This is a genomic window from Brevibacillus parabrevis, from assembly GCF_003710905.1.
Lineage (GTDB): Bacteria > Bacillota > Bacilli > Brevibacillales > Brevibacillaceae > Brevibacillus > Brevibacillus parabrevis.
This window is the reverse complement of sequence record NZ_RHHV01000005.1, coordinates 108143-124271: the sequence shown is the minus strand read 5'-3', so window position 1 is coordinate 124271 and position 16129 is coordinate 108143. Positions and strand designations below refer to the sequence as shown.

Annotated in this window: 16 protein-coding genes; all 16 read right to left on the bottom strand. The window is 51.5% G+C overall.

Annotated features, from left to right (window positions below; all coding sequences use genetic code 11):
* Nucleotides 1–8: 8 nt before the first annotated feature.
* The 16 genes from EDM60_RS03945 to EDM60_RS03870 all read right to left on the bottom strand — a co-directional run bounded on the left by EDM60_RS03945 (nucleotide 9) and on the right by EDM60_RS03870 (nucleotide 16104).
* Nucleotides 9–578 (bottom strand): FAD-dependent oxidoreductase, encoded by a 570-nt coding sequence (locus tag EDM60_RS03945; RefSeq protein WP_122962780.1) that lies wholly within the window; start codon nucleotides 576–578, stop codon nucleotides 9–11.
* Between the two features lie 160 nt (nucleotides 579–738).
* Nucleotides 739–1263 carry a GNAT family N-acetyltransferase gene (locus EDM60_RS03940; protein ID WP_122962779.1) on the bottom strand — a complete coding sequence of 175 codons (525 nt, stop codon included), beginning with the start codon at nucleotides 1261–1263 and terminating at the stop codon, nucleotides 739–741.
* Between the two features lie 137 nt (nucleotides 1264–1400).
* Nucleotides 1401–1718: a cytochrome o ubiquinol oxidase subunit IV gene (gene cyoD, locus EDM60_RS03935; protein WP_063228404.1), complete on the bottom strand. Its 318-nt coding sequence runs from the start codon at nucleotides 1716–1718 to the stop codon at nucleotides 1401–1403.
* Nucleotide 1719: 1 nt separating this feature from the next.
* Nucleotides 1720–2322, bottom strand: coding sequence for a cytochrome o ubiquinol oxidase subunit III (gene cyoC, locus EDM60_RS03930; RefSeq protein ID WP_173596270.1), 603 nt, complete (start codon nucleotides 2320–2322; stop codon nucleotides 1720–1722).
* A 2-nt stretch (nucleotides 2323–2324) separates the two neighbouring features.
* Nucleotides 2325–4295 (bottom strand): cbb3-type cytochrome c oxidase subunit I, encoded by a 1971-nt coding sequence (locus tag EDM60_RS03925; RefSeq protein ID WP_122962777.1) that lies wholly within the window; start codon nucleotides 4293–4295, stop codon nucleotides 2325–2327.
* A 21-nt stretch (nucleotides 4296–4316) separates the two neighbouring features.
* Nucleotides 4317–5294, bottom strand: coding sequence for a cytochrome aa3 quinol oxidase subunit II (gene qoxA / locus EDM60_RS03920; RefSeq protein WP_122962776.1), 978 nt, complete (start codon nucleotides 5292–5294; stop codon nucleotides 4317–4319).
* A gap of 540 nt (nucleotides 5295–5834) precedes the next feature.
* Entirely contained in the window at nucleotides 5835–6047 is a 213-nt protein-coding gene (locus tag EDM60_RS03915) for a hypothetical protein (RefSeq protein WP_122962775.1), read from the bottom strand.
* A gap of 279 nt (nucleotides 6048–6326) precedes the next feature.
* On the bottom strand, nucleotides 6327–7406 hold the full coding sequence (locus tag EDM60_RS03910) for an AbrB family transcriptional regulator (protein WP_122962774.1): 1080 nt from the start codon (nucleotides 7404–7406) through the stop codon (nucleotides 6327–6329).
* A 179-nt stretch (nucleotides 7407–7585) separates the two neighbouring features.
* Nucleotides 7586–8458 (bottom strand): LysR family transcriptional regulator, encoded by an 873-nt coding sequence (locus EDM60_RS03905; RefSeq protein WP_122962773.1) that lies wholly within the window; start codon nucleotides 8456–8458, stop codon nucleotides 7586–7588.
* Between the two features lie 2 nt (nucleotides 8459–8460).
* Nucleotides 8461–9162: a TerC family protein gene (locus EDM60_RS03900; RefSeq protein WP_122962772.1), complete on the bottom strand. Its 702-nt coding sequence runs from the start codon at nucleotides 9160–9162 to the stop codon at nucleotides 8461–8463.
* Nucleotides 9163–9358: 196 nt separating this feature from the next.
* Complete coding sequence (locus tag EDM60_RS03895; protein WP_122962771.1) at nucleotides 9359–9691, bottom strand: hypothetical protein; 333 nt, start codon at nucleotides 9689–9691, stop codon at nucleotides 9359–9361.
* A 106-nt stretch (nucleotides 9692–9797) separates the two neighbouring features.
* Entirely contained in the window at nucleotides 9798–10472 is a 675-nt protein-coding gene (locus EDM60_RS03890) for an AroM family protein (RefSeq protein WP_122962770.1), read from the bottom strand.
* Nucleotides 10473–10548: 76 nt separating this feature from the next.
* Nucleotides 10549–11493: a DUF1177 domain-containing protein gene (locus EDM60_RS03885; protein ID WP_122962769.1), complete on the bottom strand. Its 945-nt coding sequence runs from the start codon at nucleotides 11491–11493 to the stop codon at nucleotides 10549–10551.
* Nucleotides 11494–11556: 63 nt separating this feature from the next.
* Entirely contained in the window at nucleotides 11557–12618 is a 1062-nt protein-coding gene (locus tag EDM60_RS03880; RefSeq protein WP_122962768.1) for a DUF917 domain-containing protein, read from the bottom strand.
* A 21-nt stretch (nucleotides 12619–12639) separates the two neighbouring features.
* Entirely contained in the window at nucleotides 12640–14250 is a 1611-nt protein-coding gene (locus EDM60_RS03875; protein ID WP_122962767.1) for an OPT/YSL family transporter, read from the bottom strand.
* Nucleotides 14251–14538: 288 nt separating this feature from the next.
* Nucleotides 14539–16104, bottom strand: coding sequence for a PucR family transcriptional regulator (locus EDM60_RS03870; RefSeq protein ID WP_122962766.1), 1566 nt, complete (start codon nucleotides 16102–16104; stop codon nucleotides 14539–14541).
* Between the last annotated feature and the right edge of the window lie 25 nt (nucleotides 16105–16129).

Genomic DNA, 16129 nt, shown 5'->3' with positions numbered 1-16129 from the left:
CTTTTCGCTTAGTTCGTTTTCAACACGTCGTGATCGACATAACGCTCGCCATTCAGCTCGCTGATGACGTTGATCGCAACTTTGGCGCCATCGCCAGAAGTAATGATCGTATGTACGCTCACGCCTGCGCACGTGCCCGCTGCCCAAATGCCGTCGATGTTCGTTTTTCCTTGCGCGTCTACGTCTACTATTGTTTTGATTCTTGGCTCCGTGCCATCTTTCGTCTTCAAGCCGATTGTTTCCGCGAGAGCTGTGACTGCTCCCGTCGCCAAAATGACGTGCTTCGCTTCGAACGAGCCTTTTTCCGCCGTTTCGACTACCAGTCCTTGCTCGGTTTTCGTCACGTTGGTTACTTGGTCTTCCACCAGCTCTGCTCCGAATTTTGCAGCCTGTTTTTTCCCCGTTTCAATCAGGTCAGGGCCAGAGATTTCCATGATGCCATAGTGGTTTTCCATCCAAGCGCGTTTGGTCATGCTTTTGTCATTGTCAATCAACAGCGTCTTTTTGCCTGCTTTTGCAGCGAAAATCGCTGCGCTGCCTCCCGCTGGACCTGCTCCAATAATCACGATATCAAACAAAGAAATCTCCCCTTTCCAAAATGTGTTACAAGACATAATTATATACTTTGTTTGTGAAAAGAAAAGCCCTCCCTTCTCTGAAAATCTCGCGAAGACGTTCTGCACCCTTCAATAGTATGAAATCTTCGCAGAAAACGATGCACGGCTTTGGCGCAAAACCTTACAGACGAATCCAAAACCGCCGCACGACATTGCCATCCTCTTCGATCACCTCGGATTCAAACACCCCGCCGTTGCCGAGAATCGTTTTTTCCGAACCGATATTGTGACTGTCGCACACGACCAGCACCCGCTCCAGGCCAAGCTCCCTCGTCTTGTCCAGCGCTTGGGCAAGAATTGCCGTCGCGTAGCCTTTGCGTCTTTCGCTGGGCCGGATGCCGTAGCCAATATGTCCCCCGACGTTCAGCAACCGTTCGTTCAGGCGATGGCGAATGTTGACCGCCCCGACGATCTGCTCTTTTCCATCGACCAGCCAGTAAGTAGAGTGCGGCACCCAGCCTGCTTGCAAGTTTTCTTCTTTCCCCTCTCGCTCCATGAATGCCAGATAAGTCTCAAAATCATGCGGATCGTGCCCGATCACCCATGGAACGAACGGTTCCCCGCTTTGCTTCCACTCCTCGTAAAAAGCCAAATACTCCTGTTTGCGCTCGACTGACGGCTTGACCAAATACGGCGTCTCCGACATGCTTGTTCTCTCCTTTTTGTCAATAAATTCCGTCTATCTTAGCATGGACATCGCCGCTGGACAAGAAAAAAAGCGTGACACGAGCAGCCAATCGCTCGCATCACGCCTTGTTTGTTTTTGAAAATTACCCTTGCTTCTTAATACTTGTTGAACATCATGATCCAGATGGAACCTGCGATAATCGTGAACACGATCACAAGTCCGAGAATCAGTGTCTGTACATTGTAGCGCGGCTTTTCTCCCTCACGGATGTGCATGAAGAAGAACAGCTGAACAACGAATTGCAAGATGGCCATCACCAGAATCGTGATTACGAGAGCCGTTTTTTCGAGCATCTGATTCATGACCAGCACCAGCGGGATGATGGTGAGCACAATCGAGAGAACGAAACCGATCACGTAAGACTTCAGCGATCCGTGATCTTGATGACCGCCATGGTTTTGATGTTGTGTCATCTTACATCACCCCCATCAGATAGACGACTGTGAAGAGGAAGATCCACACAACGTCCAGGAAGTGCCAGTACAAGCTCAGGTTGGTAACTTTGCGGCGAGTTACCGCATTAATTCCACGGCGCTTCAGCTGCATCATCAGCGCTACCATCCAGAACAGACCAACGGAAACGTGCAAACCGTGCGTACCGACCAGTGTGAAGAACGCGGACCAGAAGCCGCTAGTAGCCATGGTCGCACCTTCGTGCATCAAATGCGTAAACTCGTTAACCTCCAGCACGACGAACGCAAGACCGAGAACAGCAGTTACAGCGAGCCAGGCGATCAGCTCTTTTACTTTCCCTTTGTTCATCGCCAGTACAGCAAGTCCGCTGGTAAAGCTACTGGTCAACAAGATAAAGGTTGAAGCGATGATCCCAGGCAGTTCAAACAATTCTTTTCCAGTCGGTCCGCCTGCAAAGCTATGCATCATTACCGCATAGGTAGCAAACAGCGTACCGAACAAAATGCAGTCCGTTACAACGAAAATCCAGAAGCCAAGAACCTTGAGTTGCTCATGCTCTTCATGATGGTCATGGCCATGACTATGGTCGTGATGATTAGCCATCATTACAACACCCTCCCCAGTGAAGCCTCCGTGCGACGCACTTCATCCACCGGTACGTAATAATCCGTATCGTATTGGAAGGAGCGTACCCACATGCACACGGCAACTCCAATGAATCCAACTACGGCCATCCATACCCATCCAAAGGTGAAACCAAATCCAATCAGGAACCAGAAGGTCGACATGATAATCGGAATACCCGAGTTTTTCGGCATATGAATTGGTTCCAGATGCACCGGCTCTTCTTTATACGTGCCGTTTGCTTTCGCTTGTTTTGTTGCCCACCAGTCATCCGAGTCTTTTACATTCGGAACGACAGCAAAGTTGTAGAACGGTGCTGGAGATGGAATCGACCATTCCAGTGTACGCGCATCCCATGGGTCGCCTGTTGTATCCCGTTCCCCATGCTTGATGCTGTACGTAATTTGCCATACTTGGAAGATGAAACCGATCCCCATCATGAAGGCACCGACAGTCGATACGAGGTTGAGGTCTTCCCAACCGCGATCCCAGCCGTATGTGTAGTAACGGCGTGTCATACCCATAAAGCCAAGCGCGTATTGCGGCATAAAGCAAATATAGAAACCGATATTCCAGAACCAGAAGCCCCAACGTCCGAGCTTCTCATCGAGCTTGAAGCCGAACAGTTTTGGCCACCAGTAGTAAATACCTGCCAGGTAACCGAACACAACCCCACCGATCAACACTTGGTGGAAGTGGGCAATCAGGAAGTAGCTGTTGTGGTACTGGTAGTCTGCCGGAGCTACCGCCAGCATGACACCTGTCGCTCCCCCTACGAGGAAGCAAGGAATGAACGCAATGGTCCACAGCATTGGTTGTTTAAAGGATATCCGACCACGGAACATCGTAAACAGCCAGTTAAATACCTTAACCCCGGTCGGGATCGCAATGACCATCGTCGATATCGCAAAGAACGCGATAACGCTGGCGCTTGTACCCATTGTGAAAAAGTGGTGAGCCCATGTGAAGAAGGACGCGATCGCAATCGCCATCAAAGCCCACACCATGGATTTGTAACCGAAAATGCGTTTGCGCGAGAATGTCGCAACTACTTCAGAGAAAATACCGAATGCTGGTACAACTACGATGTATACCTCTGGGTGACCCCACATCCAGATGAGGTTCAGGTACATCATCGGGTTACCGCCGCCGTCCATCGTGAAGAAGTGAGCACCTGCGAAACGGTCAAGGAACAAAAGTGCGATTGTAATAGTCAAGATTGGGAAAGCAAAGATAATCATGATGCTGGAAGACAATACCGACCAGCTAAACAGCGGCATTTTGGAAAGAGTCATTCCTGGTGCACGCATTTTGAGAATCGTAACGATAAAGTTGATACCTGTTGCCAAACTACCGATACCGGAAATTTGAATACCCCAGATCCAGAAGTTTTGACCAGGTCCCGGACTGAAATCATTTTGTGACAATGGCGGATAAGACAACCAACCAGCGTCCGGGGAGCCCCCGATAACGAACGACAGGTTGAACAGCATCGCGCCAAGGAAGAACAGCCAGAAGCTGAGCGCGTTCAGGAACGGATACGCAACGTCGCGCGCACCGATTTGCAGCGGAACAACCATGTTGAACAAACCAAACATCATCGGCATCGCCATGAACAAAATCATGATCGTACCGTGAGTCGTAAAGATCGCGTTATAGTGATCGGCATGCAGGAATTCCAAATTCGGGAATGCCAGCTGCAAACGCATCAGCAGGGCGTCAACCCCACCGCGGAACAGCATGAGGAGCGATGCAATCAGGTACATGATCCCGATACGTTTATGGTCAACGGTAGTCAGCCATTCGCGCCAGAGCCAACCCCATTTTTTATATTTGGTCAAGACAAACACGATCGCGAGCATTGTCAAAACAATCGATACGTCCGCACCGTAAATCAGTGGGTCACCAGTTACAAAGAACGTGGATGCAAAATCCTTAATGTCCTCCCACACGTGGTATTCCTCCTCCCTCTCCTAATGTTTCATGCTGGAATGATCCATTCCAGGCATGTTGCTCATGTCAGTTGGTGGCAATTGCGAGGTTTCTTTTGACTTATCGCCTGTCGGAGCAGGCTGCTTTTGCATTACATGGTCCATATCATGGCCATGACCGTATTTTTGAACAATCTCTTCAAACAAGCCTTCCGGGAATGCAGAGTACAGTTTTTCCTCAGCCAATCCTGGTTTTTTCAGCTCGTTGTAATCTTCTTTTGTCATAGCAGGGGAAGTGCCTTTTACTTCACTGACCCATTTATTGAACTCTTCTTGCGGTTTCGCTACTACTTTAAACTGCATGTGCGCAAATTTTTCACCAGAGAAGTTGGAACTGAATCCAGCAAATTCGCCTGGTTCATCTGCTTGCAAATACAGCTCAGTCGCCATACCTGCCATCGCGTAAACCTGACCGCCCAACGATGGCACCCAGAAAGAGTTCATCGGAGCTTCTGCGGAAATTTGGAAATGAACAGGTACACCAACCGGAATTTCCAGGTAGTTGACCGTCGCAATGTTTTGTTCTGGATAAGTGAACATCCATTTCCAATCCAATGCGGTAACCTGAACGGTCATCGGTGCTACTTCTTTATTCGGAGATTCCTTCAGCACATACGTATCGCGAACGGTAAAGTAACCCAAGATCGCAATGATGACTACCGGAATGCCCCACCAGATTGCTTCAAGGACCGAGTTATGTGCCCACTCAGGTTTGTAAGGCGCCTTGTTATCCGGTTTATCCCGATATCGATACACGATAAAAGCGGTAAGCGCAAGAACCGGAACGATGATGACGGCGCACAATATCGTGGAAATAATAATGAGATTGTACTGCGTCTCTGCTACAGGCCCTTTCGGATTCAAGACAAGATACTCACTACCACAGCCTGAAAGCAGGACGGTGGTTAACGCTGCCAAGATCCAAAAGTGGATTTGCCTCAGCATTTTTCCTCCACTCATTCTCCTAATCCCTCCTCTTTCACAAAACAACAAGCCTCTAACTGATGATGTGTCCGCTATTCGCGTCCGCTTCCCCTCCGAGTCTTTCACGACAGAGGATGGAATCCATCTTCGAGCAGGACTCAGCAGAGAATTTTAACGTAAGTGAACATATCAACTAACCGCATATACATACTATCAGAGACGGAGAACTTTTGTACTTCTTTTTTCGGACGTTCAATAATTCGTAGCTTTTCTGTGACAAAGTGTTCACGAACCAGTCACGAGTTGATCAAATTCTTGTTAACAATCCCCTGCGATGCACATCTCCATCCAAAATTGGTCGCGATATCCAGCCGTTTTGCCGCCTTTGCGTTGTTTCATTTAAAATAAACAGCCCCTTCCTTCGGACATCGCCAGAAGAAGGGGCTGGATCAAGGCAAACAAAACGGTCACATCCCATTTCATGAAAAACGTCGAGACATTTTTCACAGAAAAAAACCTCTCATTTTAAAAAGGAAGCTTCATGAGAGGTTTTGTCTATGAATTTGTCATCGCTCTTTACACTTCTTGCTTACGCAGATTCAACAGGCGGAAAACGGTGCTCATAATGAAAATGTTCATTCCTGCAATCAAGAAACCAATCGATACCATCAACGGGAAGTTCTCTGCTCTGAAATCGCTTGCAGTAAACGCCATCAGCAGGCCACCAATTGCAATTGCGGTCCAGGCAATCCATCTCAGCACATCTGCGGCTCTTTTATCTGTATTCATGATTTAAAACCCCTGTCGTTTTGGATTTTCGTCTTTGCTCGTTTTCTTTGTTGAACTTATTGTAACATAAAATTCACTTTTTGTTCATGTTTTGTTCAAATTTTGATTGAAAATTTGTCAAAAGTTTTTTCACAAACCTCTTGTCGTCTATGTTGTTACATTTTTCCTTTGTGTCTTAATTGTGAAACAGGGAAAAAAACGGACAAAAAAAGCCTGCCGCCTCGCTTTTGCGAAAAACGGCAGACTCTTTTGTTCCCTTTTGCCTTGCCCATCAACCAATCAAGCTGTCTTTTCCAAAGTGGCAGCCGCCTCATTCCTGTGCCTTTTGCCCCAACTGCGCCCGCCAACAGAGAACAACGTCAGGACAAACAGGACGCGGAACAACTGGAAGGCGGTCACAAGCAACGGATCGGCTCCGATCGTCATCGCAGTCAGGCTCATTTCCGCGATTCCGCCGGGCGCAGTCGCCAGGATGCCTGTCGCAAGCTCCATGTCAGCCAAATAAGTCATGCCGGCAGCCATCGCTGTTACGATCGCGAACAGCAGCAGAGCGTGCATGACGGCGAAGAGAAAGAAGCGTTTTTGCTGCCGGACTTCCTCTTTGCGAAAGCCCAAGCCGATACTCACCCCGATCATCACTTGCGCCGCCTTGACCAACTCTCCCGCCAGCAGCGGATTTGCATTGCCCGACGGGTTGTTCAGCGACACAATCGCGGCAATCAGCAATGGTCCGAGAAGGTATGGCGCTGGCACGCGACAGCGCGCTGCGAGCAAGGCAGCAAGCGAGCTGGCGATGACCAGAAGCACAGTCGGGAGCCATGCCAGCTGCTGGACGCTCGCCAACACCCCCGTAGTCGAGCTGTGGTTCCCGGATATCCAGGAAATCAAAAAGGGGATGCACAGCACAATCATGACGGCGCGGATCGAATGAAAGATGGAGATAATCTGCTGATTGCCGCCGATGGACTGTCCAATCGACACCATTTCCGACAGCCCGCCCGGTATGTTGCTGAAGATAGCAGTAATTCGATCCACCTTGCCGATTTTGTAAAAAAGCCACGCGTTGAACAGGCTGAGCAACACGGTGAACAAGGTGGCGATCAGCATCAAACCGATATGATCTGTCATGGTCTGCCAAATACTCGGCGTCATGCGCAGGCCAAGCGATATGCCGATCACGATCAGTCCCGCCTGACGGAACCAACCGGGAATCCACAAGTTTTTGCTGCCCAACATCGTAGCAGCGACGGTGGCGACGAGCGAACCGATCATCCATGGAAGCGGGCTGTGAACGAGAGCAAACAGCCAGCCTCCAGCCGCTCCGAGCGACAGTGCAAGCCCTATTCGAAGCAAGTTCATGCTGATTCCTTCTCTCCCTGTCTGACGTTGCGATCTTTTGTACAGTTCCAGTGTACGCCAGAAGAAAACAGCTGAAAAATACCGAATCGTTATCGCGATCGATTCGTTTCGCGAATGGCACAAAAGAAAAAGCTGCCCGCGTGGAGCTTGCACTCCTTGCTCGGGCAGCGACGAACGCGTTAATAGGAATGAGGAAAATCCATCTGTTGCATAAAGCGGACGAACGCTTTTACATTTTGCAGCTCCATGGATTCCTCATGGTAAAACATCCATGTACTTCGCCTGATCGGCTGGTTTGCCGCATCCCGAAGCTCGATCAGATGCAGCCCTTCCTTGCCCTCTGCCACCAGACGGGGCAAAATGGCGTAGCCAAGCCCGCTCGCGACCATCTCGCCGCACGTGTCAGCCTTGTCTACTTCCATGTCGATTCGCGGCGGCGAGGAGTAATTTTGTGTCCACCAGCTATCCACCAATGTCTGCAAAAGCGGATCAGTCTCGTAATCAATTCGCGGCAAGTCAGGAAGGCTTTTTAAATCGAGCGGAGTTTGCGAGACAATGCACACGCTTTCCTCAAACAAAAGCTGTTTGCCCCCCGGCCAATTGTAATCACCGCGCACGAAGCCAAGGTGCACATCCTGGTTGTAAACGGCCTGGTACACGTCTTTGCTCCAGCCTGTCTCCACCTTAAATTCCACCAGCGGATACTTTTGCTTGAACAGCTTCAAAAGCCCTGGCAGCTTGTAACGGGCAAAGTAGTTGGAGACGCCGAGGCGCAAGGTGCCGCTAACCTCTTCTCCCATATTCGCCACATGTTCCTTGATCTTGCGCAGTCGGACGAGCATTTCGTCTGCACAGTTCGCCAAATACTCGCCCTCCGGTGTAAAGTGAACGCCCCTTCTGCCGCGCTGCACGATTTGCACGCCAAATTCTTTTTCGATTTGCCGCAGACGCTTGGTCAAAGCAGGTTGGGACAAGTACAGGCTTTTCGCCGTTTTGGTAATGTTTTGTTCCTGATACAGCGTTCGCAAAATTGACCAGTCGCGGTATTCCATGGCTACAATGTCTCCGCGTGATCTTGCGCGGCGCTGCCTTCCTCTGACTTTTCACCCTTGCGCTTCAGGTACGTGCCCACAGCAATGACCACGAGCGCCAAAGCCACCGGCAAAATGACATGCAAAGCAGGCAACAGTTGTTCCAGAAAAGCTCCGACTACCTTGTCGCCGACGATCATCTCGCCTGCTGTGTACCCAAGCAATGCCGCTCCCAGCAGGACGATGATCGGAAACCGATTCATCAGCTTCATCAAAAGCTGGCTGCCCCACACAATCAAAGGAATGCTGACCGCAAGCCCGATGACGACCAGCAGCATGTTCCCATTTGCCGCACCTGCAACGGCGATGACGTTGTCCAGGCTCATGATCAAATCGGCAAAAATAATCGTTTTCAAAGCCTCCATCATGTTCGAACCGCTACCAATGCGGGCATCCTCTTCCTCGCCTTTGAGCAGTTTGACCGCGATCACGATCAAAAGCAGTCCGCCCAAAACTTGGACAAACGGGATTTGCAGCAGCCAAATGGCAATGAAAGTCAGGATGATTCTCAGTCCGATTGCCCCGAATCCGCCCCAGAAAACAGCTTTCTTTTGCACTTCTGGACGCAAGTTACGACAAGCCAGCGCAATAACGACGGCATTGTCCCCACTCAAGACCAGATTGACGATGATGATTTGTAGTAAGCTAAGTAACAATTCTGTCATGATGGCTCCCTCCGTAGGCGATGATAGTGACAATAATAGACCTTTTCGTTTTCATCTGCAGTATTTTTTTCGCTTTTGCCTGCACTTTTTAGCTGGAAACAGTTCAGGTTCAGGCACAGAAAAAGTCTGCCCATCGCGACAGACTCTGTTTTCGTTCGATTGCGACTGGCTGAGGGATTCATCTAACACGATTGCATTAGTTGTTGCCCTCTCCCTTGTAGCCGTATACGGAGTAGTCGGCCTTTACTTTGCGGATCGCATGCCAGACAGGCAAGCCCCGCGCTACCCAACGCAAAGCCGACATGATATTTTGCTCATTCTCAAACTGCTCGACGATAATGACCGTCTTTTCATTTATATAGGACTGAAGCTCTTCCCAGCCCATTGCCGAATAACGGTCATTGCCGTAAGTGCGCAAGGCCAGAAAATCTTCTCGCTTCGGTTCTTTCATCTGGAGCAGTTGCCGAATTGCTCTCGCACAATCGGGATGAACATCGGAACTGGCCGCATTCGCCAAACGGTCATTCATAAACAAATGCCTCGTTTCTTCTATATATAGTTGCCCTTCTAGCATAAGCAATCCCCATGCTTTCAACAACCATAACATGCGCAAAAAGCATGACCGCACGGCGAGCCTAACTGCACCACTCCGCTATCAGCTTCGCCATAAAAGCGCTGGACAATACAACAGGCAATCCGGTCAGTTCGCTCACAAGCTCTCTCGCTTCCTCCGTATACCCCATGCAATCCATGAGCAGGACATCGACCTTGTCTTTGAGCGGTTCGATTGCCGCCTGGTATGCCGCCCGGTCCAGCGCGAACGGGGAGACGACGGCGAATATCGGCTCCAAGCCATGCGGCGCGTATTTTTCCCGCAGCGCTTCCACCTGCTCGGCCAAAGGCACAAGCACGCCGAGTCTGCGGCCTTTTGCCATAATTGCTGCCATGGGCGGAATGATCCGATCCGGCTCCAGCAAAAAAGCCTGCTCTGCGCGCAGTCCGGGAAAGACTCCCGTGCACAAAAGCAAAATGTTGCGGATTCCTGACCGCTCCATGTCCGCTATTTTTTGCTGCAAAATCGGCTGAATCCGTTCCCTGGACAAGACGACAGACTCGCCGCTTGTCAGGCGCGAAGTCAACACGTAATCGCCCGCAGTCGGAGCCAGCTTGTTTGCAATCTCCGCTTTCGTCATCTGATCCAGCACCCCGGCCTGGACCAGCTCCGCCCGGCCCGCCAAATGCTTTTCTACAATCGGCGCAATGTCTTGCCGCGGTGCTTGTCCAATCGTAATCATTCCTACTTTTCTCATCGGCTGCTTGCCTCCTTTTTCCACATCGCTTGTTTGTAAAAAAACGGGGAGAATCCAGCTCTCCCCGTTCGCTTGTTTAGTTGTGCGCTTCCACGCCCATCGTTTGAAAAATTTTCATGGAGCCGTAGCGGCGATTCATATGAGCAAATTCTTGTTCGTCGTAAAAGCTGGTTGTGCCGTTCGTGTATTCTTTTGCCACTTCAACCGCAAACTTGACCGCGAGCGCAATATCCGTCTCATGACTTGCGCCTGTGCCGCATCCGGGAACAGCCGTCTGGGCCGTAATCGCTACTCCGACTACCGGAGCATCGGTGGCGACAGCAGGCTGCAAAATGCTGTTGATATGAAAAAGATCGTTGCCGTACGGCGTGATGTCTTGCTGCGTAATCGGGAACGTCACAGGCAGCTGCCCTGTCGTCATTTCCATGATCCGCAACAAATCTTCGCTGATGCGCAAAATGTAGCCTTCCTTGACGGTTGGCGAGATGGCGATTCCTTTATGGTTCACGATGCGGTTGCCTTTTGTCGTGTCAATCGAGAGAATCGCTTCCATCTCGTCGCTGACTTCATAGCGATTCATCGTCAAAATATCGACAGGCGATCCCATGAAATCGACCGGCTCATGCGGCTGTGTCGGCGCATTCGGGCATATGTGCGTGCTGATGATCACATCGCCATCGAGAACGTCGCCATTTTTTTGCATCTCGGCAAGCTTCAAGGCGCAAGCGATTGCAGCTACAGCGCCGTCGGCATCAGATACCATCCCGATCCGGCTCGGACGCGCTCCGATTCCGCCAAGTCGGCCGATAATCCCGAATGTTCGCGCGCTGCCGCCAGTGGACTTGCCGTTTTTCCCCGGTACGACGATTTTTACGAAATCGGTGCTGCCTTCTGCTCCTGCGACCGTTTGCACGGCAACCGAAACGCCGGGGTAGGCGGTAAACAGCTCCTTGATCGTTTCGCCATTCACATAGGCGCTGTCCATCGTTTCAAAAACAGTCATCGTTTGCTTCAAAGACATGGTTGCTCCTCCTCGATCCGAACATAGATGTTGTCTCGTGATGTGATGTGGAATCAATCGTTTCTAGCCGAAAAGATAAGGCAGGATTTGTTTGCCCACGGCACCTTCCACAGCGGCAAGCAGTTGTTTGTTTCGCATCGTCGCGCTGAGAAGCAAGTTCTCTTTCGGGACGTGAATGACGGCAATTTGCTGTCCTTTTTCGATTTCCGCCGAAACAATCGGCTTCGCTGTATTGGCGTCGAGTGTCATGATCAGGTCCGGGAACGTGCCAAGCCGTTCTCCTTTGTGCTCCAATGTCATGTACTCGTTCCAGAAAGTCATTTCGTGACCGCTAATCACTACGCGCCCGACGTCAAAACCGCCCGCTGTCGTCAATTCGCATTCATCTACAGAGCCTGCCGTCACAATGCGCCCGCCCAATTTTCGGCACACAGCTTCGATCGCAGCCTCGCCTTTTGCCCCGAGCAGTGCCTGCCCCACTTCAATCGCTTGGCTGATCGCTCCTGGCGCTCCATGCTCGCGGGCATAGCCTACGCTGATCGGGTTGCGGGCCACGACTACCAGACCGCCCGTCTCGACCGACACTTTGCGCACCAGACCTGCCGCCTGCTGCAACTGTCCGCTCACACATACTTCATGGTAAAGCTCATCCTTGCCGCCGACTGCCGCCTGATGGGAAATGTAGCCCTCTACCTCATGCAGATTCATCGCTCCCATCGAACCAGTCGGATGGGCACGGCCGTTGCAAGGCAGGTCGATTACGGGCAATCCCGTCACTGCGGCCTGGAACCAGCCGTTTACGGTCGTTCCGGCGCCATTTTCATTGGTGATGATTCCTTTGATCGGTTGTCCGATCGTCTTTTCCAGCAGTTGCAGAGCGCGTACGTAGTGCATCGGCTTGACGTACTGATTTTCCGCAGCAGGCGCTCCGACCAGCGCAACGGTTGCCAACAAGTCAGCGTCATTCATTTCATCTGCTGTCACCAGGACAGGAGAGCCGACTTCGAGGGCGAGACGTCCTGTCTCCATGCCATCCTCGATCCAGCCGCCCCCGCCGCCGCCAAGGACTGCTCCGCCGTAGACGGCCGCTTCCATCATTGCTTGATCCAGTATGATTTTCGCCATTTCGTTTCTCCTCCAGTTGCTTTATTTTTTCGCGAATTTGATCAGGGAGTTACAGAAACTGTAGATCGCGTCACCTGCGATAAAACCTGCTGCGAGAATGCTCAGTGTGCTTTCCGCCTGTTTGCCCTTCACTTTCAGGACGACAAAGCGGATCAAAATTCCCGCCAGTACGGCCCAGCCCGCATTCGGGTTGAGAATCAGCAAACCTGTGGCAAACATGACGCCGAGCTGACGGTTGGAGCCGCCAATCAATTGCAGGAGCGCACCCGGAATCGCCCACAGGAACAACTGCTTGGCCACTTCCGGGGAAGTGCCTGCTGCGATTGTACTGGCGTAAACTTTGTCTACTGGCGGAATCAAGCCTTGCGAGAAAAAGCTTTGATAGGAAAAGGCAACGGTAATGAGCGCAACCCCGAAGGCAATCAATCCGGTAATGTACTGTTGCTTGCGACCGTCTACCTCCAGAGCCGCGTCTGCGCCCTGGCCGCGCAAAATGTAGCCGGTTTTCAAATCGTAGCCCATGTCGGCAAAAGCAGGCCCGGTCGCTGCGCTAAAGCCGACCAGAAGAGCGAGCGCGACAGGCGGGAAGCCAATCATCATCCCGATAATCAGCGTAATCAGTGCAATCGCAAACGCGGGGAACCAGCCGGAATGCATCGCCGCAATCCCCACAATCAGCTCGTGAACATAGGCGGCAAAAGCGGCGAACAACAGAAAGCCGATCAGCATGCCAAACGACATGTCCGTCATCAATCCGCCTGCAAGCGCAACAATCAGCGCTACGACGAGATATGCGACGAAGCCAAGCCCCAAGATGCGGGATGTCGTCTTTTCATTTTGAGTGTAGCTGTCCTCGGGATTGTTCGCGTTTCCTGCGGTGGCCGCAGCAGGCTTTTTCTTTTTCAATATGATAAAAGCTACCTGGAACAACGCGACGATCCCGGCCCCGATCATGAAGCCATGCGGAATGTACAGCGCGTTCAAGTCTTGATTGAACAACGGAACGGAATATTGCCGCAGCAAAAGACCGATTCCGAACATCGTGAGCGCCCAGATGTTCCCGATGAACGCCACCCCGAACGCCGACATCGAAATGCCGAGGTACGAGCCTAACAATCCAGCGCCTGTACCGACTCCCAGCAGCACGCCGCGCTTGCCGCCTTTGTCTCCGGCGATAATCGCCTCGGCCGTTGCTACGCCAGGTGCCCATGTCCCGGAAGCGGGAAAAATTTTCGAATCAAACAGCTTGTACAACAGGGCCGTGTCCACAAACATCGCCAGTCCAGCCCCGATCAGCATCGGAATAATCAGCTCCGGCATGTTCATCGCAAACGGAATCCCGATCGGAATCAACAAACTGTTGGCAGCCCCGAACGTCGCAGAGGAGATCGACGTTTGCACCAGATTTTGCCGATGAGTCGAGCGGTATTTGGAGAAAATCTCCATCGGAATGCGCGCAATCAGCATCGCGGCAATCGCCCCGATAATCGATGTGCTCGGTGTGACCCCGAGTGAAGTAATCAGTTGCATCCCGATCATCGCCCCGAATACGGACAAGGCGATATTGAGAATAAGCGTCATTGGCTCAAATGCGGAGGGATGTTTTTCTCGTGGTGTCTTGTCTTTTTGCATAAGTAGCGCCTCCTTTGTTGAATGAATCATGATGAAAAGAAAAAATGGAAAATAGCCTTTTTGCGATCCAACTTATTTGTTGGCTAGTATTGCCAATCCGCTTCGCCTTTTGCCATGAAAGCGCCTCCACGTTCGCTGGCCAAAAGCTTTGTTGCTTCCCCCCCTTTTGCGCCACGTTTCTTTCTATTCTGTGTTTTTCCACTTTAACAAAAAAAAGACGCTTTCCCCTATGGGAAGCGTCCCAAAAGTTCGCACCCTTTTTTGGGCACGATCACAAACGGCCTGTCGTTATTCGAACGAATGAATGTCGACTCCCTGCGTTTTCCAGACTCGCATGGCGACATCCAAACGAAACCGCACCTCGGGATCATTCAAATCGGTTTGCAGAATCTCGCCAATTCGCTCCAGCCGATACAAGACCGAGTTGCGATGAATGAACATTTCCTCTGCGACCCGCTTTGTATTTCCTCCCGATTGAAGAAAAGCGCCCAATGTCGCCAGCAATTCTGTCCCGTACTCTTCGTCGTAGCGGACGAGCGGCTCGATCAGCATGGAGGTGAGCGCCGCCAGCACCGGATGGCCTGTGTTGTCCAGCAGCAAGTCTTCGACGAGAATCTCGTGATAATGCACCATTTCCTGTTTCGGTCGCGTCTTGGCTCCGACAGCAATCGCTTTGTACGCTTCGCGCGAACTAGCCGGAACGTCTGCCAAATGCTCGCGCGCTCCCCCGATTCCTACAGCAAGCTGCCACTGGGCCGAAAACTCCTCTTGCAGAAGCGCCAGCTCCCTCATGAGTGCTTCCGCGTCCGCTTTTTGCTTGTCCGCTTCGGCAAAAGCCGATGAACAGAGCACGAGCAGCGAATCGTTGATGACGACTCCTTTGCGTGCATGCACCCCTGGCTTGTTCAGCTTTTGCAACAGCAGATGGTACACCTGCGCAAGCTGTTCATCCCGTTCCTTTTGCGCCATCTCGACCTTGCTTTGCACACGCATGACGATTACGTAATGATATTGCCTGAGCGAAATTCCCAGTTGCTTGGCCCGGTAGCGCAGCAAGTCTTCCTGGTGGGCAGAACCGGAAAACAGCTCGACCAAAAACGACTCCTGCTCTCGTTCCCGTTGCAGCTGCTGCGACTGGCGGATCGTAAAGTCAATCGCCAGCACGGTCACCGCATGATCCAGGCACATTTGTTCGAAGCGTTCCTGTTCTTTCAGTTCGCGCGAAATGGCAAGATAGCCCATCACCCTGCTGCCCACCTGGATCGGCCGCTTTTGTTGAATCTGCCTAACATCAAACTGCGACGTAGCACTCTCGATTTCCCCGTCCTCTTTCAGCACAGCCGCCTCGCAAGCGAGCATATTCCCGATCAATACGACAAGCTCGGTCGTTCGCCGATTCAGGACGAGATTGGTAAACTGCTGGTTCACTTCCCGCACCTCGCGCAGCAAAAACGCCTGGCGCTGAAGCACCTGGTCAATCACCGCATGCGTCATGTCGATAAACGAATTTTCCAGCGGGATATCAAACAGCGGGATACCGTACAAATTGCTTTTGTACAACGCCTCGGCAGGCACTTCCTGAATGACTCTCCTCGTCTTGATGCCGATAGCCGAACTGCCGATCCGATGCATTTCATCCAGCAAGCGACAGAGCAGCATCGGCTCATGCCGAAACGCGTAGCCTGTCGTAATAATCAGTTCGTTCGGCCGCAAAAAGCCTGTCAAATCAGGCATTTCCACGGAGCTTATGTAATAAATTTCTTTGGCGATTCCTGCGTGTCCGGCCATGATTTCCGATCCGCGAAACACAGGCAATTGCAACAGCCGCTCGACGGTAAAAGGAGAGTTTTCCATGACTTCACCTCTTCGCTTTTGACTC

Bases quoted from the DNA above. Each gene is read 5' to 3' on its own strand.
- EDM60_RS03940 (WP_122962779.1), bottom strand. From the start codon at position 1,263: ATGTCGGAGACGCCGTATTTGGTCAAGCCGTCAGTCGAGCGCAAACAG.
- cyoD (WP_063228404.1), bottom strand. From the start codon at position 1,718: ATGACACAACATCAAAACCATGGCGGTCATCAAGATCACGGATCGCTG.
- cyoC (WP_173596270.1), bottom strand. From the start codon at position 2,322: ATGGCTAATCATCACGACCATAGTCATGGCCATGACCATCATGAAGAG.
- qoxA (WP_122962776.1), bottom strand. From the start codon at position 5,294: ATGAGTGGAGGAAAAATGCTGAGGCAAATCCACTTTTGGATCTTGGCA.
- EDM60_RS03915 (WP_122962775.1), bottom strand. From the start codon at position 6,047: ATGAATACAGATAAAAGAGCCGCAGATGTGCTGAGATGGATTGCCTGG.
- EDM60_RS03910 (WP_122962774.1), bottom strand. From the start codon at position 7,406: ATGAACTTGCTTCGAATAGGGCTTGCACTGTCGCTCGGAGCGGCTGGA.
- EDM60_RS03905 (WP_122962773.1), bottom strand. From the start codon at position 8,458: ATGGAATACCGCGACTGGTCAATTTTGCGAACGCTGTATCAGGAACAA.
- EDM60_RS03900 (WP_122962772.1), bottom strand. From the start codon at position 9,162: ATGACAGAATTGTTACTTAGCTTACTACAAATCATCATCGTCAATCTG.
- EDM60_RS03895 (WP_122962771.1), bottom strand. From the start codon at position 9,691: ATGAATGACCGTTTGGCGAATGCGGCCAGTTCCGATGTTCATCCCGAT.
- EDM60_RS03890 (WP_122962770.1), bottom strand. From the start codon at position 10,472: ATGAGAAAAGTAGGAATGATTACGATTGGACAAGCACCGCGGCAAGAC.
- EDM60_RS03885 (WP_122962769.1), bottom strand. From the start codon at position 11,493: ATGTCTTTGAAGCAAACGATGACTGTTTTTGAAACGATGGACAGCGCC.
- EDM60_RS03880 (WP_122962768.1), bottom strand. From the start codon at position 12,618: ATGGCGAAAATCATACTGGATCAAGCAATGATGGAAGCGGCCGTCTAC.
- EDM60_RS03875 (WP_122962767.1), bottom strand. From the start codon at position 14,250: ATGCAAAAAGACAAGACACCACGAGAAAAACATCCCTCCGCATTTGAG.
- EDM60_RS03870 (WP_122962766.1), bottom strand. From the start codon at position 16,104: ATGGAAAACTCTCCTTTTACCGTCGAGCGGCTGTTGCAATTGCCTGTG.